Here is a 24,821-nt window from a genome sequence, read left to right on the forward strand (position 1 = left end):
TGCCCAACGCTACGCAGTTTTGCGTTGGACGCTAGTCATCGGTTCGCCATGGCTTGCCGAGGCCGAACGATGCGGCAAGCTGGGGGCCTTTCTCGAGCAGCGAAGTCACTTCGGCGCGTCGCTGCGTCGACCAGGCCGCGAGCCGCTGGACGACATCGGTTGCGTCTGGCGAAAGCGCTTGCGCGAGCGAAACGGCGTCGTGCGCCGCCTTCGACGTTCCGGACGCCGTGTGCGGGCGCACTGTGCATGCCGCGTCGCCAGTCAGCACTACACGGCCCACGGCGAAATCGGGGCTCAGCGCGTCGAAGATGGCCTGAACGAAGGGGGCCCGTGTGGCTAGCACCAGTTGTGCGAAAACGGACGGGAGCCGTTCGCTGGCGAGCCGCCTCAGCGTCGAGACGGAGTCGTCGGAGAGCTGACCCGGATGGATCGACGCGTGATGAACGGTGCCGGCCCGATCGGTCAAATGGCGGCGCAACGCCTGGGTGTCCGCCTCATTGCGATACCAGAGCCAGTTGAAACGCCGCGTCCCCGGTGTGAGCGATCCGTCCAGCGCGGGAATCAGGAATGCCATGAAGAGTTCGCCAGGCGCCTTGTGGAGCGTCATGTTCTCGACCAGCGTGGCGATTGTTTCGGCGTCGAAATCGGCTTCGTCGATAATGCCGCGCCAGGCGATATAGCCCGCAAACGACGGCGTATAGCCGGGAAAGAGCTGTGATCGCAATCCCGAGCCTGTGCCGTCCGCCGCGATCAGAACGTCGGCGCGCACGGTGCGGCCGTCGATGCGGACATCGACGTATTCGGAGTCCTGATGAAACCCGGTTATCGCCTGACCGTACCGAATGCGCTCGCGCGGCAACATGCTGCAGAGCGAGCGATAGACGGCGTCCCACGACGAGAACGGCAGCATCTCCGGCTCGTCGCGTGTGAGCGCTCCGTCGCGGTCGATCCAGCGGCGGCGGTGCGTCGGCACGCTGATCGTCTCGCGGCAGTGATGCCCGTGCTGTTCGAGGAAGGCCATCATGCGCCGCAGGACCGCCACACCGCCGCCCTGGCCACGCAGAGGTGTTGCGGACCGCTCGTAAATCTCGACCTCGTGACCCGTGCAATCGAGTGTCAAGGCGGCCGCGAGACCGGCAATCGAGCCTCCGGCAATGATGATTTTCATTGTTGCCTCCTGTACTCATCGTCAGGCGTGTGGCGTCACGCGTCGCAATCGAAGCAAACCGCGTGGCGCTCGTGCGCCGCATCGAAAACAGCCCCGCTGGCGCGCCGGTTCTGCTTCGGCACGCACCCAGCGGGCAGGACGAATGATGCCATCTTCACCTGGATTCTGCGTCGGAGCGCATCGTGCGAAAGCGGCTCGCGTGCGGCCGCCGAATCATTTCTGGCCGACGCGAGGCAGTCGCTTCAGAACTTTTAAGGTTTTGACGACGCGGCGCGGAGCTAGATGTGAAGGAGCTTGCCCGCGTTGCCGCCGAGTATCATGGCGCGCTGTTCCGCACTCAGGTCGAGCCGGTCCAGAAAGCGGACTGGCTGCTCATAGCCCATGTCGAAGCAATAGTCGCTGCCGAGCACCAGCCGATCCACGCCGATGTTCTGCATCAGGTAATCCAGCACCGGGCCGGAATGCGAAACCGTGTCATAGCTGAAGCGCCGCAGATAGCTGCTCGGCTTTTGCGCCAGCCGCCGCGTTTCGGGCCGCGCCGTCCAGCCCGCGTCCAGACGTCCGACGAGAATCGGCAGCGCGCCTCCTGCATGCGGCAGCGTCACGTGCAGATCCGGATAGCGGTCGAGAACGCCGCCGAGAATCAGGTGCGAACCAGCGATCGCCGTATCGAATGGATTGCCAAGCAGGTTGCTCAGGTAGAAGTCGCCGAGACGCGAGCCGCCGACGGTCTGCTGCGGGTGGAGAAAGACAGGCAGTTTCAATTGCTCGATGCGCGCGAAGATCGGCGAAAACCGTGGGTCGTCGAGGTCGAGAGTGTTGATGTTCGTCCCCATGTACACACCGCGAACGCCGGGCAACTGCGACGCGCGCTCGAGTTCGTCGATGGAATCGGTGGCGTTGAGCATCGGTAATGTCGCGAGCACGACGAATCTGGAAGGATGCTGCTGATAGACGCGTGATGCCGCCGTGTTCCATTCGCGTGCGAGCCTTGCATTGAATGCCCGGTCGCCCCAATAGGCCATCGGCACGCTCAACGACAAAGCCTGCACGTCCACGCCCGATGCATCCATGTCCTTCAGACGCTCATCGACATTGATGAACTTCATCGGCAGGGGACCGAGACCGCCAGCAGGCGTCTGGAAGGTGAAGGACGTGTCGTCGCAGACGAACGAGCCGCCGAACGGCTTCCCATCGCCGCCAACGAGGTCGCAATAACTTTCCGGGTAGTAGTGCGCGTGAATGTCGATCGATCTGACCTTGGCCGGCGCAAGGCCGGTGGCTGCAATCCGTGGCTCGGCCGCCGGGGCGGTACGCCCCGCAACGACGGTGCCGGCCAGCGCGGTGAGCGCGCCAAGCACGCGCCGCCGGCCGGGTGAGGGGCAACAAAGGCAATTCATGGTGTTGTCTCCGGTTTCTTTGAGGGAGTTGCTGGCCGCGCTTGTGTGCCGTTAGCCGCGTCGCGCCATACCCAGCTCGCACTCGACCAACTGGGCGTCGAAGAGGGCGCGCTCACGCGCTGCGCGCTCGGAGTTGTCGCTCAGGGAGAACACGACAATCCCGGCGAACGCGGCCGCCATGGAAAAGAGCGCGGGATATTCATACGGGTAGAGGGCGTGAGCGTGCCCAAGCACCTGCACCCAGACAGTCGGGCTTAGTATGGTCAGCGTGACGGCGGTGGCGAGGCCGAGCAGCCCGCCCAGAACCGCGCCGCGCGTGGTGAGGCCACGCCAGTAAACGGAAAGCAGGAGCACCGGGAAATTCGAGCTGGCCGCGATCGAAAATGCCAGGCTGACGATAAACGCGATGTTCTGCTTTTCGAATGCGATGCCGAGCAGAATCGCCAGCACGCCCAGCACGAGCGTGGTCACGCGCGCCACGCGCATTTCCTCGCGGTCCGAAGCCTTGCCACGACGCAGGACGTTCGCGTACAGATCGTGCGAGATCGCGGACGAGCCTGCCAGCGTGAGACCGGCTACGACGGCGAGAATGGTCGAGAACGCGACGGCACAGATGAACCCGAGGAACACGTTGCCGCCGACGGCGTGCGCGAGGTGAATCGCCACCATGTTCGCACCGCCGATCACGGCGCCCGACGCGGTGTGGTATTGCGGGTCCGTTGCGACGAGCGCGATAGTTCCGAAGCCGATGACGATGATGAGCGCGTAACCGACGCCGACGATGCCAGTTGCGTAGAGAATGCTCTTGCGTGCGGCTTTTACGTCGCCGACGGTGAAGAACCGCATGAGGATGTGAGGCAGGCCGGCCGTGCCGAAGATCAAGGCGAGGCCTAGCGATACAGCGGAAACCGGATCGGAAACGAGGCCGCCCGGACTCATGATGGCGGTGTGCTTCGGATGCGCAAGGATCGCCTGGGCGAATAGCGCATTGAGGCTGAAGCCGAAATGTATGAGCACCATCAATGCCATGAAGGCCGCTCCGGCAAGCAGGAGAACCGCCTTGATGATCTGGATCCACGTTGTCGCGAGCATGCCTCCGAAGAAGACATAGACGACCATCAGCAGTCCTACGATAACGACTGCGAACGTGTAGTTCAGGCCGAACAGCAATTCGACGAGCTTGCCCGCGCCAACCATCTGCGAGACGAGATACAGCAGGACGATGACGATAGAGCTGGACGCCGCGAAGGCGCGTATCGGCTCCTGCTTAAGCCGGTAGGAGACCACGTCCGCCAGCGTGTACTTGCCGAGGTTGCGCAGCGGTTCGGCGATCAGGAAGAGAATGATCGGCCAGCTCGCGAGAAAGCCGATCGAGTAGATCAGACCGTCATAGCCGCTCGTGAAAACGAGTGCGGAAATGCCGAGCAGTGACGCTGCCGACATGTAGTCGCCCGCAATCGCCCAGCCGTTCTGGAATGCCGTGATCTTGCCGGCGGCGGCGTAGTGGTCGGCCACGCTGTGATTCTTGCGGGCGGCCCAGCGGGTGATGACGAGCGTCGAGGCCACGAAGAGCAGGAACATGCCGATCGCGATCGGATTGTGGCCGTGCGCGAGCGACGAGGGCTCGGCCGCGAGTGCGGGCAAAGCGTCGAGGGCGAGGACGGCCGGTAACAGGATGCGTTTCATTGACCGTCTCCTGCGCGGATCGCCGCCGCAATGACGTCGTGAACCGAGTTGGCTCGATGGACGTACACGGCGACGAGCGCGAACGTGAGAACGAACATGCCGAAGCCGACGGGGATGCCCCACGTGCTCGGTTCGCCGGATACGATCGGTGTGCCGAGCAGTTTGGGTGAGAACGCGAGGGTCAGGATGAAGGCGAAATAGATCGCCAGCATCAGGAGCGTTAGTGACCACGCGAACGTCCGGCGCTTTCTGACCAGATCGCGAAAGCGCGAGTCGTTGAGCAGCGGATGCGCTGCGGTGGCGGATGCCGCCATGCTTTCCATGGCGGCGCCCGCGACTGCCGGGACAGGATGTTCCACGATGTTTCCTCCTGGTCGAATGCGATGTAGCAGAGATGCGATGCGGCTGCCCCGCGCGGACAGCCTCGCTCGCGCTCAGAAATGGGCGGGTACCGCGGTTTCCCGCATCACGGCTTCCGGTGTCCGGTAACGTTCAGCCATTTCGCGTTCGGTTTCGTCCTTGAGCTGCGCTTGCATATAGGCGCCGAGATGGCGGGCGTGCTGAACGATCGCGATGCCGAATTGCGTGCGCACGTCGCTATATTCGGCCAATGCATCGAGCGTATCCGCGTTGCGCGTGAGCGCGGCAAGCAGCGCCATGGCATCGCCGGCGGCCTTCGTCACGCCCATGCCGCAATGCGGACGCGCAACGAAGGCGGCGTCGCCCAGCAGCGCGATCCGGCCAAACGCCATTCTGGGTACTTCGAGATCGAAGATCGGCTGGAAGAGCGGTTGTGCTGCCCGCGTGACGACCTCTGCGAACTGAGGCGCGAGCAGGGCGAGCGCGGCTTCCTCCATGTCGGTGAGAACTTCGCGGCGGATGTGGGTCGGCGGAATGCCACCGGTCCACAGCTTGCCTGTGGCGTCGGTCAGCAGGTTGGGCAAATCCGTATCTTCGCTGGTGGCGCGATACCAGACGAAGTTGTACCGCCGCTCGCCGGGCTTCGTGCTATTGCCCTGCCCGGCGACGGGATAGCCAATGATTTGCTCGCGAGGAGGCAGGCAGAACGCGAACCTGTCGAAGAGAGCGGCATGCGTTTCGGCGGACAGTGTGGTCTCGTCGACGAGACCGCGCCATGCCACGTAACCGGCGTACTTGAGCTGAGCATCGGGCAGGAACTTTTCGCGCACCGCGGAGCGGAATCCGTCTGCCGCGATCACGAGATCGGCGTGCATGGCGGAGCCGTCGGAGAGCGTGACGGTGGCGCGCTCCGGGCCGTCCGCGATGTCCGTGACGGTTGCGCCCGAGTGGTAGTGCTGGTCCGGCAAAGCCGAGCGCAGCACGTGGTACATCTTGCTCCAGGCGGTGAGTGTCTGCGGGAGTTCGCGCTCGGAATCGACCGAGCCATCCTGAGCGAAGGTGACGCGCGATTTCACCTTTACGCCGATCGATTCGTCGATGCGCACTCCAGCGGCGTGCATCACCTCGAACAGCTCCGGATGCGTCACGATTCCCGCGCCGCGGCCGGATAGCTCTTGCGGCACGCGCTCGAAGACGTCGACATCCCAGCCGTTGCGCAGCAGGAGATTCGCGGCGAAGAGGCCGCCAAGGGAGCCGCCGATGATGGCAGCTTTCCGGTTCGTCGAAGTGTGGTTCATGTCAGGCTCCATTGGCTACTGCGTTCGGGGTTTGGGCTGTGCCCGGGATGTTCAGTTGAGCCACTTCGGCAGCCGGGAAGTTGAGCTCGATCGTGACGCCTGACGGATCTTCGACGAAAACCTGGTGTAGTCCGAGGCTGGGTACTGTGCGGTCGCGCCATGCGATGTTCTCTGCGCGCAACGTATCCCACATGGCTTGAACGCCGGTGGCGAGGAACGCAATGTGATCGACGGTGCCTGTTCCTGTTGCCGGCAGCTTCCTGTCGCCGAGATAGGCAAGGAGTCCTTCCGGGTTGTCAGGGTCGACGCCGATGATGTGAACCGTGCCGTATTCGCCTTCGTCGCCGCCCTTGTACAGCCATGCGCCGGGAAAGTCGAACGGAGGGCGGTAGCCCTGCTTGAATCCGAGTACGCGCTCGTAGAACCGGCATGATTTTTCGAGGTCGAGTGTGCGGATCGAGTAGTGGGCTAGTTTGGTGACTGGCATGATGCTCTCCTTTATTGATCAATCGATTAATGATCGTTCGATCAATTGTAGTTCAAAAATCATGAGGGCAAGACTGGTCTCGGGCGATGTTAACCCTGGGCGGGACGCGCTTGACTCAGTCCGATGGACGTAAGCCTGCGTAACCGCTGGCGTCACATTGCGAGTGGATCGCGGCATCATCGGCATCCATGTCTGAACGGGGGCGCCACAACGCCGGCAGTTCCCATTCATCGCGCAGTCGCTCGAGAGCGTAGGCGCGCGTCGATTCAGTCAGACGATACCGTGCAATCGGACCGTCGAACTCGACGTTCACGATGGACTTCGCAACAAGCTCTCCAATTGCGTCAATCGCGGCGTCGAAGGTCAGATCGGTGCCGCAGGCCGTGGCTTCGATCGTTTCGAGCGTGAACACGTGGCCGAGGAGGGCAAGCCTGTGAAAGAGCTTGCGGCTCGTGGGAGCGAGCAGGCAATAGCTCCAGTCGAATGCCGCACGTAGCGTCTGGTGCCGCGCAAGCGCCGCGCGATAGCCGTGCGTGAGCATCGTCAACGGGTTGTCGAGCCCGCGACTCACGCCGGCGATGCCGAGACTTGGCACGCGCGCCGCAGCCAGTTCGAGCGCGAGCGGTACGCCGTCGAGCCGGCGGCAAATCTCGCCGATCAGCGAAATGGTTGTCGCGTCGAGATCCGTCGCCCCTTGGGCTTGCACACATGACAGAAAAAGCTGGACGGCGGGTTGCGTGAGGATTTCGCTTGCGGATGCATCGGCGGCGGGAATCGCCAGCGGTTCAACGCGAAAGACGGATTCGTGTCCGAGACGCAAGCGCTCGCGGCTCGTCACGAGCACGCGCAGCCGTGGATTGCCGCGCGTCAGGTGGTCGACTAGTGCGGCGACATCGTCGACGATGTGTTCCGCGTTGTCGAGAAAGAGCAGCGTGTCGGTACCGGATAGCCTTGCACGTAACGCCTCGACTTCGCGTGCCGACTCGCCGGCAGTCAGGCCGCAGGCCCGCGCGATGACGTCGGGAAGCTGATCGCGGCTGGTGAGTGCGGCAAGCTCTACGGCATGTACGCGCAGCGATCCTTCTTCGGCGATCCTGTGAGCGATCGACATGGCGAGCGCCGTCTTGCCGACACCGCCTGCACCGGTCAAGGTCAGGACCTGGGTTGCCGGGAGGGCGGCGCACGCCTGCGCGATTGCCCCGTCGCGCCCGATGAGCGGCGCGCATCGCAGGAGCGGCGATTCGGACGACGCGTCGCGAGGGGCGCTGCCGCGCAATTGCAATGTCCGATGCGGCGCGAACATGTAGCCGCGGCCAGGCACGGTGACGATGCATTCGTGATCGTTGCCGAGCGCCTTTCGCAATAGATAGAGCTGAACCTGAATGTTGTTTTCCTCGACCACCACGCCGTTCCAGACAGTGCGCAGAAGCTCCGCCTTCGTGACGACGCGGCCCGGCGACGAGAGGATCAGCGCGAGTACGTCGAACGCACGGCCGCCCAGGCGAATGACCTGTCCGTCCCTGCGCAGTTCACGCTGCGTCAGATCGACGTCACATCGGCCGAACCGGATTCGGGCCTGATTGACGATGGCGGCGCAATCGCCGGATTCGCGGACTTCGTCGTGCATTTCGGTGGGCGTACTTTCCATCTTGTGCTCGCAGGCCGGGACACATTCAAACATGCGTTTCCGGCATAGGTTATTTATCACGCAATTATTTAAACCAGATCAAGCTCACGAATCTCCGTTGAATTCGAAAAATGCAAGCGCCGCGGCGATCGTTATTGATCTTTTGATAACTATAATGCAGAGGACGCCGGACGGGGTTGCTGGTGGCGCAACGCTGCATTGCGCGCAGCCCGTGTTCCGGATTGCACCCGGCGCGCCTACGCTATCGGCATATCGACAAGGCTGATCGGAAGGAGCAAAAACATGGCTGATAAAAAATCGCGTCGCGCTGTTGTCATTGGTGGTTCGCTGGGCGGTCTGTTTACGGCCGCGTCTTTGCGCGCCATCGGCTGGACAGTCGATGTCTACGAGCGCTCGGTGAGCGAACTGGACAGCCGGGGTGGCGGGCTCGTCGTGCAGCCCGATCTGCTCGAGGCGTTCCGCTTCGCGGGCATCGCGCACGCGCCGCAGCTCGGCGTGCCATCGCGGGACCGGCAGTACCTCGACGCGAGCGGCAAGGTGCTGTTCCGCCAGCGCATGCCGCAGGCTCAGACAGCCTGGAGCGTGCTGTACAACACGTTGAAGGCAGGGCTGCCGGATGGGATCGTCCGTGCGGGTGTGGCACTCTCGGACTTCGTACAGGACGGCGATGGCGTCGAGGCGATCCTGTCGAATGGCGAGCGCGTTCGTGCGGATCTCCTGATTGCCGCAGACGGTCCGCACTCGACGACGCGCTCACTGTTGTTGCCCGACGATTTTCCGGACTATGCGGGATATGTGGCCTGGCGGGGGCTTCTGCCGGAAACGGCCGTAGACGGGGCTGCCGCGGCCCGGCTCGTCGATGCGTTCACGTTCCAGAGCGGCGCTGCACACCAGTTGCTGACCTATCTCATCCCTGGAGAAGACGGCTCGACGCGTCCGGGAGAGCGGCGTTGGAACTGGGTCTGGTACCGGCCTCTGGCAGCCGGCGCACCGCTCGACGCGGCGCTGACGGACCGGTACGGCGTGCGGCGCACGCTCTCCGTCCCTCCGGGCGCCCTCAGCGACGAGAGCCGCGCACGTCTGCGAGCGGACGCCGGCGAGCAACTCGCGCCCGCACTGGCCGCGCTGGTTCACGCGACCGACGCGCCGTTCCTGCAGATCATCCAGGATTACCGGGCGCCTAAGCTCGTGTTCGACAGGGCGGTGCTGCTAGGCGACGCGGCCTTTGTCGCGCGGCCGCACACCGGCGCAGGCGCCGCGAAGGCTGCCGCAAACGCGGTGGCCCTCGCACAGCGGCTGCGCGACCCCGACGGTTCGATCGATGAGGCGCTGGCACAGTGGGAAGCCGTGGAGTGGCACAACGGTATGCGTCTGTACGAGTTCGGCATCAACCTCGGCGCGCAGATCATGGGCGACCTCAGCCTGCACACGGCACGATGATGCGCTCCAGGGCGGTTCATCGCGCGGACCGGCGTCGCCATGCACCTGGAGATACGCCGACGATCTTGAGGAACACGCGGCTCAAGTGGCTTTGATCCGCGAAGCCGCAATACGCCGCGATCTCCGAAAGCGTCATGTCCGTGGCCACCATGAGTTGACGCGCCTGTTCCGTGCGCTTTTCGAGCACCCATTGATGCGGCGTTTGCCCCGTTTCCTTCGCAAATGCACGTATGAAATAGCCGCGCGACAAGTTGCATTCGCGCGCGACGTCGGCAATGGAGAGGCCATCGCGCGAAGGGGCGAGTAGTATTTCTTTCGCGCGTGTCGCGCAAGCCGCCGACAGTGCGCCTTTGACACCGCCTTTGATACGCTCGTCGGCGGGTCGCAGGTCGCCGTATTGACGCGCGAGATGCGTTCCAATGGCAATGCCGAGTTGTTCGATGAAGAGCGTATTGAGCGGGCCGGACATCTCGAGGCTGGCGGCGAGCGCGCGAGCGAGATGGCCTAGCACGGCATCGTCCTGATTGGGCCCGCAGGTCAGCCCGCGGACGACGGCCACATTGTGCTCATCGGTCAGGCGAGTCAGGAATGCGTGAGACAACTCGACAAGCAGAAAGTCGAAGTTGCCATATAAGTCGGCCCGATAGTCCTCGGAGAAATCGCGAATATAAATCGAGCTGTCATGAAAGCGCCGATCGATTGGCCTCGCGCCGCGAAAGATCTTGCGCCGGTGACCGCTTCGCAACGAGACGCCCACGAGAAAGCCGCGTTCGCATCCTGGCATCGCGATGCGTTCCAGTTCCGGTTTGTCCATGCACTTGCGAAAGAACGTGATGTCACCGTTCTCGACCTGCAGGTCCTGGCGCAGATTGGTGGAGACGCACCCGAGCGAATCTTTCGACCCGGTCGATGTGCCTTGCGTGAACGCTGACGAAATCATCAAAGCTACCTCGAGCCGGGCGCGACCCGGCGTGCGTTTGCTGACGGCCCGCTCAGCGGCCCGCCAGGCGGCCGGCCGAAAGCGCCTGAACCGACGTGATTCGCGTACCGTCTGCCGGGCACCGGCAAGACGCGGCTTGCTCTGTAACGTACCGCAGTGCCCGGTGGTAGTACGTCGCGATTATGGCGCAGAACGGTGCAACACGGTGGTTTCGCGATTGGTAATCCGGGCCGCGATTTCCAGTCATCCAAGCATCTTGCCGTTCAGGGTTTGGCCGAGGTTCTTCGGGCAACTGGAAGCGCCATTAAGCATATTTAAGTGCCGGCAAAGGACCTTTTATCTTTCCGTCGATAAGCTCTATTCCCGGTGCGAAGCATGGACCGTTTGCATCGCGGACAACAGCAACGTGCAAACTCAGTGCGCCATTGAGCGTTTGGGAATGCCAGGACGGAGAACACGGATGAACTTGCAAGCAAACGGGATCACGCCTTCGCCGACGCGGCGCAGAATACTATCGGCCGGCGCAGAGGCGGCCGGCGCGGTCGCCATGTCGGGTGTGGCGGCATCGGCGGCCGGCGGGACGGCTGCGCACGCCGCAAACGGACATCAGCGCAGCGGCGGTTACGTCAGGGCCGAAGACGGCACCGAAATCTACGTCAAGGACTGGGGCGCGGGCACGACGGTGGTCTTCTCGCACGGCTGGCCACTTTCGGCGGACGCGTGGGATCCGCAGATGCTCTTTCTGGTGAATCAGGGCTATCGCGTGATCGCGCACGATCGCCGCGGGCATGGACGCTCGGGGCAACCGTCCGCCGGAAATGATATGGATACCTATGCAGACGATCTGGCCGCCGTGCTCGATGCCCTCGATTTGCGTAACGCCATGCTCGTCGGCCACTCGACGGGCGGCGGCGAGGTTGCGCGCTACATCGGCCGGCACGGCTCGAAGCGGGTGGCCAAGGCCGTGCTGATCGGTGCGGTGCCGCCGCAGATGGTCGAGTCGGCGACCAACCCCGGCGGCCTGCCCATGTCCGTGTTCGACGGCATTCGCGATGGCGTGGCCGCCAATCGGTCGCAGTTCTATCTCGACGTCGCAATGCCGTTCTATGGGTTCAACCGCCCGAACGCGAAGGTGTCGCAGGGCTTGATTCAGGACTTCTGGCGTCAGGGCATGCAGGGCTCGATCAAAGGGCAATACGAGTGCGTCAAGCAGTTCTCCGAGGTCGACTACACGGAGGACCTGAAGAAGATGGACGTGCCCACGCTCATCCTGCATGGCGACGATGACCAGATGGTGCCGATCGACAATTCGGCACGTCTGTCGGCGAAGATCGTCAGGAACGCCACGCTCAAGGTGTATCCCGGTGCGTCGCATGGCATGTGCAGCACGCATGTCGCACAGGTGAACGCGGATCTGCTGGCTTTCCTCAAAGAGTGAGATCGGCCGAAACGATCTGGAGAGACACGTATGGGCTTTCAGCGCTGCGTAGAGACTGCCGAAGGCACTTCGTTCCAGTTCGAGGAGCGCGATCTCGCGCGGCACGGCGCGGTGCGGACGTCGCGCGAGGCGCGGGCACGGAGCGCGCGATGAAACCCGCACCCGCGGCATCGCCGGACGAAGTGGCGGGTGTGCGTATTCCGCAAACCGCGCTCGCGATCCTCGCCGCCGAAAACGCCTGCGCGGCGCTCGAGCCGGTTCTGGTCGGGCACGCCCGGCGTGTCTTCGTGTTCGCGGCGCTGATCGGCCGGCGCGAGCACCGGGCGTGCGACGAGGAAACGCTCTATGTGACGGCGATGTACGCGAATATGGGACTCAGTCCGGCCTATGCGCACTCGAGCTTGCGCTACGAGGTGGACGGCGCCGATGCGGCGCGTTCGTTGCTTGCGGATGTCTCCCCCCGCGTGGCCGAGGACGTGTGGCGGGCGATCGCGCTGCACACCACGCCGGGTATTCCAGTGCATGTTTCGCCGCTTGCGCACGTGCTCGCGGAGGCGGCAGGGACCGATCTCGTCGGCACGAACTACGACGCGTACACGCGTGCCGAACGCGAGGCCATTCTCGCGGCCTATCCACGCGAAGCCACGTTCAACGAAGACGTGATCCGGGCAATAGGCAGAGGCCTCGCGCATCGGCCGCACACGACGAGCGGCACGTGGAGCGCGGACATTCTTGCCCGCATGGATCCCGATTACTGCCGGCTGAACTTTTGCGGGCTGATTCTCGGCTCGCGCTGGAGTCGGCCGGACAGGGACGTCTCTTTTCGCCCATGACAAGGGATGTCATGAAGCCCGGTTTCATCCCGATGCCGGCCTGCCCGATTTGCGGTGCGATCGCTTGAGCGCATGGGGCACGCCATTCAGGAACGCGTCGATTTGCTGGGCGATTTGCGCGTCGATATCTTCGGGCACCGGCAAAGCATAAATCCACTTGCGCACGCCGATATAGAAAATGCTGGCGTGCAGGCTCCAGATCAGCTCGAGGTCGGAGGCCCGTTCCGTGGCGGTCGTGGCGGCATCCGCGCCGTACGCCGCGCGGATCTCGCGCATCATCGGCATGAACACGCGTTCGCGCAGGCGCCCCAGGTAGCGCGAGTTGATGCCTTCCTTGGTGAGCCCGGCGAAGATGAAGATGCGGATCCACTCGCGCCGCAGGATGACTTTCGCATACGCCGTGTAGAAGCGCACCATCCGCTCCTGAATGGGAATCGCGCGGTCCGTTATGAGCTTTTCCCACGCCGTGTTCCACTCGTAGACTTCGTCGTAGACGCGGTCGATCAGCGCTTCCTTGCTGGGGAAATACCGGTAAAGCAGTGGCTGGGTGACGCCGATCTGGCGCGCCAGCTCGCGTGTGCTGCCTGAAAATCCGTGCGTCGCGAAATGATCGATGGCTTTGAGGACGATTTGCCGCTCGCGCACTTCGGGCGGAAGGCGCCGCCCCGCGCCGGGCTGGCCGCCATTCGCGGCGTCGTCGGGCGGCTCGGTCTGCGCGGTTGCTCTACGGGGCATGCTGGATCCACTCCTCGATCGGTGGACTGGATCATACAAACTTTGACCCCGGGTGGCTAGCGGCAGGCGGACCGTGAGCGCTGCGCCGTATGGCCTCGCAGCCGGTGCGACCGCTCGCTTGGACCGGGCCGACGGTGTGGCGCAAGCGTGCCCATCACGCGTCGATGAGCGTCCTCAGCGCGTCGCCCGCCAGCGGCATTTCGCGCACCCGCTTGCCCGTCGCGTCGAACAGCGCATTGGCGAGCGCACCTGCCGTGGGACCCATCGAGGCCTCCGCCGTACCGAGGAACGGCGCGCCGGGCCGGTCGATCAGATGAACGTCGATGCGCTTCGGTACCGAGGAAAAGCGCAGGATCGGGTACGTTCCCCAGTCGAAGCTGCGAATGCGGTTCGTGTCGTAGCGCAGTTCTTCGTGCAGGGTCCAGCTGGCCGACTGCACGATGCCGCCTTCGATCTGGTTGCGCGCGCCGTCGGGATTCACGATCTGGCCGCAATCCACAGCGGCCTGCGCTTGTTCGAGCCTGACGAGGCCCGTTTCGGGCTCGACGGAGATTTCCACGGCGATGGCGACATAGGCCATCAGGTTCTTGTACTTCGCGAATGCGAAGCCCACGCCGCGATTGCGCGCGCGCGGCGCGCGCGGCCAGCCGAACTGCTTTGCCGCAAGCTCGATCACGTCCTTCGCGCGCGGATCGTCGAGGTGACGCAGCCGGAACTCGACGGGGTCGATGCCGGCCATGTATGCGAGCTCGTCCATCGTGCTTTCGATGGAGAACACGTTGGTATGCGCGCCAAGCGAGCGCATCGCCGAGGTCTGCAGGGGCATGGTCGGCGAGAAGTTGTTCATTACCTCGATGTTCGGCAATGTGTAGAGCGGAATCCCGTTGCGGTCGCCGCCGCCCTCGGGCTGCGGCATCGGCGTGGAGGGCGCGGAAACGAAGGGTTTTTCGAGCATGCGTGCGGGCAGCAGGCGCCCCGCGTTGACGATGCGCTCGTTGTGCGAACTGCTCCAGAGCGCGTATTGCCAGTCCACGATGCGACCGCTCGCGTCGATCGACGCCTTCACCTGCGTCACCATCGCGGGCGTGAAGTGGTCCCACGTGTGTTCCTGTTCGCGCATCCATTGCACGCGCACCGGATGCCCCGGCATGGCCGTGGCGATCAGCGCGGCATGCGCGGCGGCATCGTCGGCGCCGTTGTGGCCATAGCAGCCGGAGCCTTCGGTGTGGACGCAGCGCACGCTTTCCTTTGGCATGGCGAGCATTTCGGCCAGCGCGTCGCGCAGCGGATAGACCCCTTGCGAGTGGGTCCAGACGGTGAGCTGGCCGCCGTCGAGTTGCGCGACGGCGCAGGACGGCCCGATCGAGCCATGCAGCAGATAGCGCTTGATGAAGCGTGCCTCCACTGTCTTGACGGCGGGCTCAGCGGGGGCATGGTGGTCCGCGATCCTGATCTGCTGCGTGCAGAGCGGCTTGAGGTCGCGATGCACGGTCGCCGGATCCGGCAGGGGCCGTCCGGGCGACCATTGGCTGCTCGCCGCGAGGGCGCGTTGCGCCACCACGGCCTGCCATTCGCCTTGCGCCACCACGGCCAGCATGCTGCCGTTGCGCACGATCCTGAGCACGCCGGGCATCTTCATGACCGCGGCTTCATCGAAGGCGAGGAGCTTCGCGTCGTACACGGGCGGCATGACGACGCGCGCGTGCAGCATGCCCGGCAGCTGCATGTCATGAACGTAGCTCACGCCGCCTGTGACCTTCGACGGGATGTCGAGCCGCGGGAGCGGCGTGCCGATCACGCGGAACGTCTTCGGATCCTTGAGCGGTGAGGTGGGCGTCGCGTTGCGATGCAGGTCCACGAGGCCGACGGCCTCGCCATAGGTCATCGTGCGGCCGTCCTGCGCGCGAATCACGGCGTCGCTTGCGGCGAGCGCGCCGGCATCGACGCCAAAGCGCTTCGCGGCGGCGTCGACGAGCAGGCCGCGAACTTGCGCGGCGGCATTGAGCAGCGCACTGCCGCTGTCGGCTATGGTATGGCTGCCGGCAGTCAGACCCTCGTCTGGCGAGGCGCCCGTGTCGGCGGTGAGGAACGTGATGAGCGAGGGCGCCATGTTCAGCTCTTCGGCGGCGACCTGAAGCAGGGCCGTGCGCACGCCGGTGCCGAGCTCGACCTTGCCGGTGAAGACCGTGACCTTGCCTTCGGGTGTGATCTTGATCCACGCATCGAGCAACGGATTGGTCTTGAGGCTGCCCGCAAGCGCCTGGGTAGCCTTACCAATGTGCACGGCCGCGCCCTCGTCGGCGATGACTTCCTGAGCGGGCACGTCAGCGCCCTTGACCATGCTGAACGCGACGAAGAGCGCGCCGGAAATCATGAAGTGCCGGCGGCCTTCGTCGATGGAATCGTCGTGGTGGCTCATGATGCTGTCTTTGCGGCAGTGGTGGGTTGCGCGGCGGGGGCGCCCGCCTGCGGCGCGGGCAGGCCCGCGACTTCGCGGATGGCGGCGAGGATGCGCATGTGCGTGCCGCAACGGCACAGGTTCGGCTCCATGTGCGCGCGCAGTTCCTGCTCCGTGGGATGCGCGTTGCGATCGAGCAGCGCCTGGGCGCGCATGATCATGCCCGCGATGCAATAGCCGCACTGCGCGGCTTGATGCCTGATGAACGACTGCTGCAGCGCGCCCGGATGCGCCGCGCTGCCGAGACTTTCGAGCGTGCGCACCGGCCTCGTGCCGATCGCGCTGACGGGCACGAGGCAGGAGAACGTCGCCTCGCCGTCCACGATGACCGTGCACGCGCCGCATTGACCGAGTCCGCAGCCGAACTTCGCGCCGTGAAGCTCGAGATCGTTGCGCAAGGCGTAAAGCAGCGGCGTTGACGGATCGATGTCGAGCGAGTGCTGGACGCCGTTTACGTTGAGTGAAATCATCGCGCACTGTCCTCCTTCCTAAGCTGGCTGACGAGCGGTTCGGCGTCGGGCCAGGCGGGTCCTGCCGAGTAAGCGCCGCGGATGTAGGCGACGAGGTCGGCGATCTGGCGGTCGTCATAGACGCCCGCAAACGCGGGCATGTAGTTCATCGTGTCCGCGCCGTGCCAGGTGATGCCGTTCAGGATCATCTGCACCGCGTTGCGCGGTGTGTTCGCGTTGATCGCCGTGCTGAACGCGAGCGCCGGGCGCTCGCCGATCGTCTGCATCGGCGAGCCCGTGCCGTGGCATTGCGCGCAGGAGGCGTTGAAGAACACGGCGCCGCGCTGTTCGGCGGGCGTGGGTTCGCGTGCCGCGACGCGCACGGCTGGTGCGGCTTCGCGCGGCGCGCCCTTCTGGAGCGAGAGGATGTAAGTGGCGATCGCCTCGACGTCTTCCATCGGCACGGTCGCGAGATCGCGCGTGACCGGCAGCATCGGGCCCGCGGCGGCGCCGTGCTCCGAGGCGCGTCCGGTACGCAGGTAGGTGACGAGCTGTTCCTTCGTCCACGGCTTCGCCGCGCTGCCGAGTGCATTGAGCGGGGGCGCTTCCCAGCCGTCCACGACGCCGCCGTCGAATGCGTGGCCGGCCTTCTCGCCGCCGATGGCGTTCAGCGGCGAATGGCACGACGCGCAGTGGCCGAGACCATCGACGAGCAGCTTGCCGCGATTCCACTGCGCGTCTTGCGAAGCATCCGCCTCGCGGGGACCCGAACGCAGGAACAACAGGTTCCAGAAGGCCACCGGCGGCCTGAAGTTCAGCGGAAAGATCAGCTGATTGGCGGGCGCGCTCGCCTGAACCGGTTCCCGGCTCATCAGATACGCATAGGCCGCGGCAATGTCGTGATCGGACATGCGGGTGAAATGCACATAGGGAAACGCGGGGTAGAGGAGATGGCCGTCCCGCGAAATTCCATGCCGCACAGCCCGCGCAAAGGCGGCCTCGGACCATGCGCCGATGCCCGTTTGCGGGTCGGGCGTGATGTTGGTTGCGTAGATCGTGCCGAACGGCGTCGCGAGCGGCAAGCCGCCCGCGAACGGCTGGCCGTCCTTCGCCGTGTGGCAGACGATGCAGTCGCCGAGCGCGACCACGCGCGCACCCTCGCGCTTGAGCTGCGCATCGAAGCTGTCCGGGGCCGGCGGCGCGATCGGCGCGATGGCCGGCTTGTACATGATGGCTGCGGCGATCGCGAGGCCCGCGACGACGATCCCCGCTGCAGCGATCCCGAGGCGTCTGCGGTTCATGAAGGCTCCCGATGCGAGGTTGCAGGCACGACGCGGGTCCTGGTGACGGCGCCACGGTGCGGCGTCGCCGGGCGGGTCATCGTGCCCGATGCTGCGCACTTCGCGGGCGCGAGACCGGACAGCGCGTGGGGGCTCGGCAAGTAGGGCATGGTCGGATTCCTGTTGCGGGTGAGACGGCCGGGAGCCTGCCTGGCCACGTGATGCGCGCTTACGCCGTGGTGCGCGCATGCGGGCGGCCGACGAGCAGAAAATGGCCGAGCGAGACGAGCGGGAAAGCGAGCGCGACGCAGGCGATGAGCGTCCAGCCGCCATGCTCGTACAGTGTGCTCGCGAGCGCCGAGCCCGCCGCGCCGCCGACGAAGATGCTCGTCATGTAGAGCGCATTGAGCCGGCCGCGGCTTGCCGCGTGAAGCGCATAGATTTCCCGCTGCCCGAGGACCATGTTCATCTGTACCGCGAAGTCGAGCACGATGCCCGTGACGACGAGGCCGTACACGCCGAACGCCGGATGGATCAGCGCGGGCGTGTAGGCGAGCGCGGCGGCGATCAGCGCGATGAACGTGGCCCGCACGGAGTGGCCCGCATCGGCGAGGCGTCCCGCGACCGGCGCGGACGTCGCACCGATCGCGCCGACCAGCGCGAACACCGCGATGGCCGACTGTGAAAGGCCATAGTGGCGCGTGAGTTCGATCGGCACGGCGGTCCAGAAGAGACTGAATGAGGCGAACATCAGCCCTTGGTAGAGGGCGCGGTGGCGCAGCACAGGCATCGTGCGCACGAGATGCAGCAGCGAACCGATGAGCTCGAAATAGGACGCCTGGTGCTCGGGCTGGCGGCGCGGAATCGTCAGTGCGAGGATGGCCGTGACCAGCGCCATCAGCACGGCGGCGGCGGCGAACACGAAGCGCCAGCCGAAGTGATCCGCGACGAGGCTCGAGAGCGGGCGTGAGAGCAGGATGCCGAGCAGCAGCCCGCTCATGATCGTGCCGACAATGCGCCCGCGCGCATGATCGGGCGCGAGGTGCGCCGCGAGTGGAATCAGGATCTGCACGGCGACGGAGCTAAAGCCGATCAGCAGCGAGAGGGCGAGGAACCAGCCCGGAGAATGCGCGAGCGAGGCGGCCGCGAGGCTCACGATCGACACGAGGGCGGTCGCGATCATGAGCTTGCGGTTTTCGAGCAGATCACCAAGCGGCACGATGAAGAACAGGCCGAGCGCATAGCCGATCTGCGTGAGCGAGACGATCAGGCTTGCCGAACCAGCGGACATGTGCAACGACGGACCGATCAGCTCGGTGATCGGCTGCGCGTAGTACAGGTTGGCGACGATCGCGCCGCAACTGAAAGCGAACAGCGCAATGAGTCCCTGGGTGAGTTCGATTGCGTGTGTCTTGCGGCCAAGCGTGCTCGAGGGCGTGGGCATGATGGCTCCTTGAATGATGAGGTCACTGTGGCGGGTCGGCCCGGCATTGGCTGTGTTTCGATCTTCGGCCGGGGCCGGGGCCGGGGCCGGGTCCCGTCGTCGCGACACCGGAGCAGCATTGGCGATGTCGGTTGTGTCAAGCTTAGGTAAGCGTCGCCGGTCGCGGAATACACCTGCGACGCAACCGCCCGTTGCTTGCTTCGCAACGAAAAGGCTCCGATTCCGTCCACCCGCGCGCCGTCGCGCGCGGCAGCCGCTCCCGAGAGGCGATCCGCGTGGCGCCAGGCCCTCGTGTCTTCGCGATCCTCACGATGCTGGAAGAAGGATGTCACGACGCGTCTGAAAAATCTTGAATCCGGCCGTTAATTCTTGCGCGCTCCCGCTGCGCAGGCTTTCAGTTTTCCCTGGCAGTGCCCAGGATCCCGCTGGCATAATCGCCGTCATGGACAAGCTTCTCGCGCTCAACACTCTGCTCGAAGTCGCCGACGCAGGCGGCTTTGCCAAGGCCGCGCAGCGCCTCGGCGTGGCGACGTCGTCCGTTACGCGTCTGATGGATGCCCTCGAAGCCGCGCTTGGCACCGCGCTGCTCACGCGCACGCCCCGCCGCGTCAGCCTGACCGAAGCGGGCACGGCGTACGTGGAGCAGATCTCCCGGATCCTCGACGACCTCGCCGAGGCCGACGAAAGCGTGCTCGACAGCGGCGCCACGCCGGCCGGCGCGTTGCGCATCACGGTGCCGTCCGTCTATAACCGCATCGTGCTCGCGCCGCATCTGACTGCCTATCTGCGTGAGTACCCGCGCGTCGCCCTCGACGTCGTGGTCACCGATCATTTCGTGGATCTTGCCATCGAGCGTATCGACATCGCGGTGAGAATCGGGCTGCCTTCGGGGGACCCCAATCTCATCGTGAGGAAGCTGGCCGAGAACCCGCGCTTTGTCGTCGCGAGCCACGAGTACCTCGAACGCGCGGGCATGCCGGGGCATCCAGGCGAAATCGCGGAGCACGAATGCCTGCGCATCGCCTATGGCGGCAGTTATCGCGCGAGCCAGGTCTGGACGTTCTCGCGCGGTGACGTGGAGGAAAAGGCGAGCGTGCGCGGGCGGCTCATTTCCAACAACCTCGACATGCTGCTCGAAGCGGCGCTGGCCGGCCAAGGGCTCGTGCTGCTGCCCGCCTGGCTCGTGAACGAGCACGTCCGCGCGGGCCGCCTGGTGCACTGTTTTGCAGACTGGCGCGTGACGCCGCACAACGGCGACGCTGTCGCCTATGCCGCGTATCTGCCTAACCGGCGTCACTCGACCAAGGTGCGCGCCTTGCTGCAATTTCTCGAGGCGCGGGTCGGACAAAAGGCGGGCTAGCGCGCCGCGTGCTTCGCGGCGAACGCCAGCAGGTCATATCACGTTTGCTGGGCGGCGCTCCCGTTCAGAACAATTCAGCGGCTATTAATGCGCGGCGCTCCGGGTGCTGTCAGTATGGATGCCCGCATGCTCGCCGCGTCAGTTACCCGGTTTCCTCGCGAGCAGCAGCGCGCAAACGATGCCGGCTATCGCGCACGCCGCCGCGAGCCGGTAGTTGTCCGCGAGCGCCAGCGTGACGGCCTGCGTGCGAACGCCGTGGTCGAGCAGCGCGAGACTGGCGGCGCTCGCCAGAGACGGATCGCTCGCGAGCGAGGCGCCGCCCGCCGAGGGCAGCGCGCGCAGCCGCTCCAGCGTGAGGGGATTGAATGCATCGACATGGGCGCCGAGCATGTCCGAGTTCGTCGCTTCGAAGAGGCGTTGCGTGAGCGCGAGCGAGGTGGTGCCGAGCTGGCCGCTGAAAAGGCGCGTGGTTTGAATGACCGCGCCGAATGTCAGGGCATGCTCGGCGGTTACGTGCTTGCCGAGGAAGTAGATGACCGAGGTCAGCACCATGGTTTGTCCGAGCGCCTGCAGCAGTTGCGAGGGAATGAAGTCCGTTTCGGCCCAGGCGCTCGTGATGCCGGTACCCAGCACGAAAGCGAAAGCCACGGTGGCGAAGCCGATCTTGATGAGCAGGCGCGGGTCGACCCGCAGCAGCATGAACGCGACGGCGGGCGCAAAGAGGACCTGGGGGATGGCGATCCAGCGCAGCGTGTCGCCAACCTGTAGCGGGCGCAAGCCATGGACGCTGGCGAGAAAGAAAGACGGGATGAAACTCGTGTTCAGCACGCAGAAGCGGATGAGCCCGATCAGGACGATCAGGATCACGATGTTGGGACGCAGGAACCACGCGAGATGGATGGCGGGACGTGTGGAAAGGATCTGGATGGCGACCGACCCGGCGAGCAGCACGGCGCCCGCGCCCATCATCCAGACGATGAAGGGCGACTGGAACCAGAACAGCCGCTCGCCCTGGTCGAGCGCGATCACGAGCGCCATGAAACCGCAGGCGCCTAGCAGCAGGCCCGCGTAATCGGGCGGCGCCTCGCGCGCGCGGGTGGGCTCGTCCTGCATCGCGATGAAGAGGCAAAGGATGAACGGCAGGCAGAGCAGCGCGTTTTGCCAGAAGAGCCAGTGCCAGCTCAGATGCTCGCTGTACCAGCCCTCGAGCGTCGCCGAGATATTGAGCGAGGTTTCGAGGTTCATCGCGTAAGCCGCGATGCCGAACGGAATCAGGCGCGCGGGCAGCGTGCGCACGATGAAGCTCACGGTGGTCGGCACGAATGCGCCCGAGGAAAGTCCCGCGCAGGTTTGAAGGAGGATGAAGACGCGAAAGTCGGTGGCGAAGGGCAGCAGGACTTCGGCGGCGAGGAACAGCGATGCCGCGACGAGGAGAACCCGGCGCACACCGAAGACAAATGCGGCCCAGACGGCAATGGGGCCGGCGAACATCTGCGCGGCGGTGAAGGCGGTGTTGATCCACGATCCGTCGTCGAAGCTCACGCCCAGCGCGCCGCGAATGTCGGCGAGGCCGAGCGAGGTGATGCGCGAGGTCAGCGTGGAAATCATCGCGCCGAGCAGCACCGCGCCGATCGCCGCATACGAGCGCCAGGTCGGGACGGGTGCGGCGGGAGCCGGCGCGGGAGCGGCCGGGGCGAGGCAGGCATGAGAGAGCGCGGCGTTATGCATCGGAAGGAGGACACAATGAACAGTAGTGCGAAATATATTACGATCGATTATCGCTGCCGCAAAGGGGCATGAATTGGAATCCGTGCCGCCGAACGATAGTGCCCTGACGAGAAGGCATCTGTTCGTCATCGCGGGCTTTGCAATGTTTGCGCTGCTCGTCGCGATCGCGATCGTGTTCGCTTTTTCGGAGGGCAGCCACAGCACGGACGATGCGTACGTCACAGGGCACGTTCACATGATTTCGCCGCGCGTCAACGGTACGGTCGAGCGCGTCGTCGTGGACGACAACCAGTTCGTGCATGCGGGGCAAGTGCTCGTCGAGCTCGATCCGCGCGACTTCGACGTGCGCGTCGCGCTCGAACGCGCCCGCATTCTGCAGGCGCAGGCGGCGCAGCGCGGCGCGCAGGCCGCGATCGCCGAGGCGCAGTCCGCCATCGTTGCAGCCGGGGCGGATGAGCACAAATCCAGGCTCGACTACGAGCGGGCGAAGTCGCTCGTTTCCGGGACGCCTCGCGCGCTCTCGCAACAGGAGTTCGATAGCGCCGATGCCGCCTGGATTGCCGCGCGCTCGCACGTGGACGCCGCCAACGCGCGCCTCGTGGCCGCGCGCGCCGCGCTGTTCGCGGCGCAGGCGCAGGAGGCGCAGGGCAACGCGAATTTGCGTGACGCGGCGTTGCAGCGGGAGTACGCATCGGTGGTGGCGCCGGTGGCAGGCTACGTGGGGCGCAAGACGGTCGAGTCCGGCCAGCGTGTGGCGCCTGGCCAGCCACTGCTCGCGATCGTCGAGCCTGCCGTGTGGGTCGTCGCGAACTACCGCGAGACACAACTGAAGCACATCGCGGCGGGCGACGCAGCCACGGTGACGGTGGACGCCGAGCCGGGCGTCACGCTGCACGGCCGCGTGGACAGTCTGGCTCCGGCGACGGGCGCGCAGTTCGCGCTCCTCCCGCCCGATAACGCCACCGGCAACTTTACGAAGGTCGTCCAGCGCGTGCCGGTCAAGATCGTTTTCGATCAGCCCTTGCCCGTGCGGCTCGCGCCGGGCCTGTCCGTTCATGCGGCCATTCAGCCGGCGGAGCACGCGCGATGAGCCGCGGCGTCAGTGCTATGACGATGGCCGCGCTGCTTTGCTCGTGCACCGTGGCACATCGTGCGGATCTGTCCGTCCCGCTCGCGCCGGGGCCGTTCCGGCATGCAGGCGAGACGGCGGGCGCGCCCCGCGTAGGGAGCGCCTGGCCGGCGATGTTCGGCGACCCGCAACTGGAGCGCCTCATCGGGCAGGCGCTCGAACAGAATCTCGATATCAGGCAGGCGAATGCGCGCATCGATCTGGCCCGGGCTGCCGTGACCACGAGCCGGGCGGCGCTCGTGCCGTCGGCTGATGCGGGCGCGGGCTACTCGCGCAGCCGCGCCTCGGGCACGATCGACAACGCGTTGCCCAAGCGCATGATGCGCACGTGGGCGGTGGCCGCCGACGTGACGTACACCGTGGACTGGACGGGCGCCTTGCGCGGCGAGGCGGCAGCGGCGCAGTCCAACGCCATTGCGGCCGAAGCGGACGCCGACGCGGCGAAGCTGCGCGTAGCCACGGAGGTCGCCGCCGATTACCTGACGCTGCACTACGTGGACGAAGACATCGCCGTGCTCACACGTTCCGTGGCGCTGCGCGAGACTGCCGTGAAGCTCGTCGAGGCCCGGTCGCAAGTGGGCAATACGAGCGATCTCGACGTCCTGCGCGCACGCACGGAATGGCAGACGACGCGCGCCGAACTCACCGAAAGCCGGCGCCTGCGTGAGAACCTCGTCGATGCGCTGGCGGTGCTGCTCGGCCGATCGGCGGCCACGTTCGAACTCGGAAACGGAAGCGGAAGCGGAAACGGAAACAGAAGCGGCGCCGTGCGCGTGCCGCCGGTGCCCGTCGGTCTGCCGGCGGACGTGCTCACGCAGCGTCCTGATGTCTACGCGGCGGGGCGCCGGCTCGATGCGGCGGCATGGACCGTAGGCGTGGCGAGAACGGCATGGTTGCCGCAGTTGACGCTAACCGCCGACGGCGGCTTCGCGAGCCACAGCCTCAGCGACTTTCTCGACCGCAATAGCTCGCTGTGGGGACTCGCCGCGTCGCTTACGCTGCCGCTGTTCGACGGCGGCCGGCGCGACGCCGCGCTCGCTTCGGCGCAAGCCCGCTACACGCTGGCCGAGGCGGCGTATCGCGGCGTGGCGTACAACGCCCTGCGAGAGGCGCAGGATGCGCTCAACGACATCGCAGCCGGGCGCGAGCGCATCGCGGCGTTCGACGCCGCCGCCTCGACTTCGGATCAGGTCGCGCAACTGTCGCGCCGGCGCTATGCGCTCGGGTACGTCAACTACTTCGAAGTCGTCGATTCGGACCGCGACGCGTTGTCGATCGAGCGGGACGCCATTCACGCGCGCGAGGCGCTGGCGGTGGCGACCATTGGCCTCGTGCGGGCACTGGGCGGCGGCTGGTCCGTACCGGATTCCGCGCAGACGGCACACAAGCTGGGCGAACATGGGAGTTAGCCTATGCGCGCCACACGCGGGTTCAGAACGTTTCAGTCCTTATTAATGTGCGTCGCCGCGAAAAGGTGACACGATAAGCGAACACGATACCGGCCGTTGAAGGCTTCTCCTTGCTGGTTTCAACGCAAGGC

General features: G+C 65.4%; 20 protein-coding genes. 6 read left to right on the forward strand and 14 right to left on the reverse strand.

The window, feature by feature from the left end:
• Positions 1–31: 31 nt before the first annotated feature.
• The 7 genes from B9Z01_RS30845 to B9Z01_RS30880 form a co-directional block, all read right to left on the reverse strand.
• On the reverse strand, positions 32–1,168 hold the full coding sequence (locus tag B9Z01_RS30845; RefSeq protein WP_085489334.1) for an FAD binding domain-containing protein: 1,137 nt from the start codon (positions 1,166–1,168) through the stop codon (positions 32–34).
• Between the two features lie 278 nt (positions 1,169–1,446).
• Positions 1,447–2,568 (reverse strand): amidohydrolase family protein, encoded by a 1,122-nt coding sequence (locus B9Z01_RS30855; RefSeq protein WP_085489336.1) that lies wholly within the window; start codon positions 2,566–2,568, stop codon positions 1,447–1,449.
• Positions 2,569–2,619: 51 nt separating this feature from the next.
• Complete coding sequence (locus tag B9Z01_RS30860; protein ID WP_085489337.1) at positions 2,620–4,254, reverse strand: cation acetate symporter; 1,635 nt, start codon at positions 4,252–4,254, stop codon at positions 2,620–2,622.
• Positions 4,251–4,613, reverse strand: coding sequence for a DUF485 domain-containing protein (locus B9Z01_RS30865; RefSeq protein ID WP_085489338.1), 363 nt, complete (start codon positions 4,611–4,613; stop codon positions 4,251–4,253). The genes B9Z01_RS30860 and B9Z01_RS30865 overlap by 4 nt, the downstream gene beginning before the upstream one ends.
• A 75-nt stretch (positions 4,614–4,688) precedes the next feature.
• Complete coding sequence (locus B9Z01_RS30870) at positions 4,689–5,912, reverse strand: FAD binding domain-containing protein (RefSeq protein ID WP_085489339.1); 1,224 nt, start codon at positions 5,910–5,912, stop codon at positions 4,689–4,691.
• 1 nt (position 5,913) lies between these two features.
• Complete coding sequence (locus B9Z01_RS30875) at positions 5,914–6,399, reverse strand: VOC family protein (protein ID WP_085489340.1); 486 nt, start codon at positions 6,397–6,399, stop codon at positions 5,914–5,916.
• 115 nt (positions 6,400–6,514) lie between these two features.
• Entirely contained in the window at positions 6,515–8,047 is a 1,533-nt protein-coding gene (locus tag B9Z01_RS30880) for an ATP-binding protein (protein ID WP_167387592.1), read from the reverse strand.
• A gap of 282 nt (positions 8,048–8,329) precedes the next feature.
• Between B9Z01_RS30880 and B9Z01_RS30885 the strand changes: the two genes are divergently transcribed.
• Positions 8,330–9,487 (forward strand): FAD binding domain-containing protein, encoded by a 1,158-nt coding sequence (locus tag B9Z01_RS30885; protein ID WP_085489342.1) that lies wholly within the window; start codon positions 8,330–8,332, stop codon positions 9,485–9,487.
• 16 nt (positions 9,488–9,503) lie between these two features.
• On the opposite strand, the gene B9Z01_RS30890 is transcribed toward B9Z01_RS30885, so the two are convergent.
• A complete protein-coding gene (locus B9Z01_RS30890) occupies positions 9,504–10,427 on the reverse strand; it encodes a helix-turn-helix domain-containing protein (RefSeq protein ID WP_085489343.1) in 924 nt (307 codons plus the stop codon).
• A gap of 460 nt (positions 10,428–10,887) precedes the next feature.
• Between B9Z01_RS30890 and B9Z01_RS30895 the strand changes: the two genes are divergently transcribed.
• Both B9Z01_RS30895 and B9Z01_RS30900 read left to right on the forward strand, forming a co-directional pair.
• Positions 10,888–11,865, forward strand: a complete 978-nt coding sequence (locus B9Z01_RS30895) for an alpha/beta fold hydrolase (RefSeq protein WP_085489344.1) — start codon at positions 10,888–10,890, stop codon at positions 11,863–11,865.
• Positions 11,866–12,014: 149 nt separating this feature from the next.
• Complete coding sequence (locus B9Z01_RS30900) at positions 12,015–12,698, forward strand: HD domain-containing protein (RefSeq protein WP_085489345.1); 684 nt, start codon at positions 12,015–12,017, stop codon at positions 12,696–12,698.
• Between the two features lie 24 nt (positions 12,699–12,722).
• On the opposite strand, the gene B9Z01_RS30905 is transcribed toward B9Z01_RS30900, so the two are convergent.
• The 5 genes from B9Z01_RS30905 to B9Z01_RS30925 form a co-directional block, all read right to left on the reverse strand.
• Positions 12,723–13,433 carry a TetR/AcrR family transcriptional regulator gene (locus B9Z01_RS30905; protein WP_085489346.1) on the reverse strand — a complete coding sequence of 237 codons (711 nt, stop codon included), beginning with the start codon at positions 13,431–13,433 and terminating at the stop codon, positions 12,723–12,725.
• A gap of 154 nt (positions 13,434–13,587) precedes the next feature.
• Entirely contained in the window at positions 13,588–15,852 is a 2,265-nt protein-coding gene (locus tag B9Z01_RS30910; RefSeq protein WP_085489347.1) for a xanthine dehydrogenase family protein molybdopterin-binding subunit, read from the reverse strand.
• The gene (locus B9Z01_RS30915) at positions 15,849–16,361 is read right to left on the reverse strand and encodes a (2Fe-2S)-binding protein (RefSeq protein WP_085489348.1); all 513 of its coding nucleotides are present in this window, start codon (positions 16,359–16,361) and stop codon (positions 15,849–15,851) included. The genes B9Z01_RS30910 and B9Z01_RS30915 overlap by 4 nt, the downstream gene beginning before the upstream one ends.
• On the reverse strand, positions 16,358–17,641 hold the full coding sequence (locus tag B9Z01_RS30920) for a c-type cytochrome (RefSeq protein ID WP_085489386.1): 1,284 nt from the start codon (positions 17,639–17,641) through the stop codon (positions 16,358–16,360). The genes B9Z01_RS30915 and B9Z01_RS30920 overlap by 4 nt, the downstream gene beginning before the upstream one ends.
• Positions 17,642–17,849: 208 nt before the next feature.
• Positions 17,850–19,064, reverse strand: coding sequence for an MFS transporter (locus tag B9Z01_RS30925; RefSeq protein ID WP_085489349.1), 1,215 nt, complete (start codon positions 19,062–19,064; stop codon positions 17,850–17,852).
• 442 nt (positions 19,065–19,506) lie between these two features.
• Between B9Z01_RS30925 and B9Z01_RS30930 the strand changes: the two genes are divergently transcribed.
• Positions 19,507–20,424, forward strand: a complete 918-nt coding sequence (locus B9Z01_RS30930) for a LysR family transcriptional regulator (RefSeq protein ID WP_085489350.1) — start codon at positions 19,507–19,509, stop codon at positions 20,422–20,424.
• Between the two features lie 138 nt (positions 20,425–20,562).
• Here B9Z01_RS30930 and B9Z01_RS30935 read toward each other — a convergent pair whose 3' ends face one another.
• Positions 20,563–22,152, reverse strand: coding sequence for an MFS transporter (locus tag B9Z01_RS30935; RefSeq protein WP_085489351.1), 1,590 nt, complete (start codon positions 22,150–22,152; stop codon positions 20,563–20,565).
• An 82-nt stretch (positions 22,153–22,234) separates the two neighbouring features.
• On the opposite strand from B9Z01_RS30935, the gene B9Z01_RS30940 reads away from it, so the two are divergent.
• Together B9Z01_RS30940 and B9Z01_RS30945 are read left to right on the forward strand one after the other, a co-directional pair.
• Positions 22,235–23,242, forward strand: a complete 1,008-nt coding sequence (locus B9Z01_RS30940) for an HlyD family secretion protein (RefSeq protein ID WP_244196203.1) — start codon at positions 22,235–22,237, stop codon at positions 23,240–23,242.
• Positions 23,239–24,690 (forward strand): efflux transporter outer membrane subunit, encoded by a 1,452-nt coding sequence (locus B9Z01_RS30945; RefSeq protein ID WP_085489352.1) that lies wholly within the window; start codon positions 23,239–23,241, stop codon positions 24,688–24,690. The genes B9Z01_RS30940 and B9Z01_RS30945 overlap by 4 nt, the downstream gene beginning before the upstream one ends.
• Positions 24,691–24,821: the final 131 nt, after the last annotated feature.

Source organism: Paraburkholderia susongensis (assembly GCF_900177725.1).
GTDB classification, from domain to species: domain Bacteria; phylum Pseudomonadota; class Gammaproteobacteria; order Burkholderiales; family Burkholderiaceae; genus Paraburkholderia; species Paraburkholderia susongensis.

What these genes read in the sequence shown, in the direction of transcription:
- B9Z01_RS30880 (WP_167387592.1), bottom strand. Translation starts at nt 8,047, where the DNA reads ATGGAAAGTACGCCCACCGAAATGCACGACGAAGTCCGCGAATCCGGC.
- B9Z01_RS30900 (WP_085489345.1), top strand. Translation starts at nt 12,015, where the DNA reads ATGAAACCCGCACCCGCGGCATCGCCGGACGAAGTGGCGGGTGTGCGT.
- B9Z01_RS30935 (WP_085489351.1), bottom strand. Translation starts at nt 22,152, where the DNA reads ATGCATAACGCCGCGCTCTCTCATGCCTGCCTCGCCCCGGCCGCTCCC.
- B9Z01_RS30905 (WP_085489346.1), bottom strand. Translation starts at nt 13,433, where the DNA reads ATGCCCCGTAGAGCAACCGCGCAGACCGAGCCGCCCGACGACGCCGCG.
- B9Z01_RS30875 (WP_085489340.1), bottom strand. Translation starts at nt 6,399, where the DNA reads ATGCCAGTCACCAAACTAGCCCACTACTCGATCCGCACACTCGACCTC.
- B9Z01_RS30920 (WP_085489386.1), bottom strand. Translation starts at nt 17,641, where the DNA reads ATGAACCGCAGACGCCTCGGGATCGCTGCAGCGGGGATCGTCGTCGCG.
- B9Z01_RS30870 (WP_085489339.1), bottom strand. Translation starts at nt 5,912, where the DNA reads ATGAACCACACTTCGACGAACCGGAAAGCTGCCATCATCGGCGGCTCC.
- B9Z01_RS30855 (WP_085489336.1), bottom strand. Translation starts at nt 2,568, where the DNA reads ATGAATTGCCTTTGTTGCCCCTCACCCGGCCGGCGGCGCGTGCTTGGC.
- B9Z01_RS30915 (WP_085489348.1), bottom strand. Translation starts at nt 16,361, where the DNA reads ATGATTTCACTCAACGTAAACGGCGTCCAGCACTCGCTCGACATCGAT.
- B9Z01_RS30925 (WP_085489349.1), bottom strand. Translation starts at nt 19,064, where the DNA reads ATGCCCACGCCCTCGAGCACGCTTGGCCGCAAGACACACGCAATCGAA.
- B9Z01_RS30860 (WP_085489337.1), bottom strand. Translation starts at nt 4,254, where the DNA reads ATGAAACGCATCCTGTTACCGGCCGTCCTCGCCCTCGACGCTTTGCCC.
- B9Z01_RS30930 (WP_085489350.1), top strand. Translation starts at nt 19,507, where the DNA reads ATGGACAAGCTTCTCGCGCTCAACACTCTGCTCGAAGTCGCCGACGCA.
- B9Z01_RS30845 (WP_085489334.1), bottom strand. Translation starts at nt 1,168, where the DNA reads ATGAAAATCATCATTGCCGGAGGCTCGATTGCCGGTCTCGCGGCCGCC.
- B9Z01_RS30910 (WP_085489347.1), bottom strand. Translation starts at nt 15,852, where the DNA reads ATGAGCCACCACGACGATTCCATCGACGAAGGCCGCCGGCACTTCATG.
- B9Z01_RS30895 (WP_085489344.1), top strand. Translation starts at nt 10,888, where the DNA reads ATGAACTTGCAAGCAAACGGGATCACGCCTTCGCCGACGCGGCGCAGA.
- B9Z01_RS30890 (WP_085489343.1), bottom strand. Translation starts at nt 10,427, where the DNA reads ATGATTTCGTCAGCGTTCACGCAAGGCACATCGACCGGGTCGAAAGAT.
- B9Z01_RS30945 (WP_085489352.1), top strand. Translation starts at nt 23,239, where the DNA reads ATGAGCCGCGGCGTCAGTGCTATGACGATGGCCGCGCTGCTTTGCTCG.
- B9Z01_RS30885 (WP_085489342.1), top strand. Translation starts at nt 8,330, where the DNA reads ATGGCTGATAAAAAATCGCGTCGCGCTGTTGTCATTGGTGGTTCGCTG.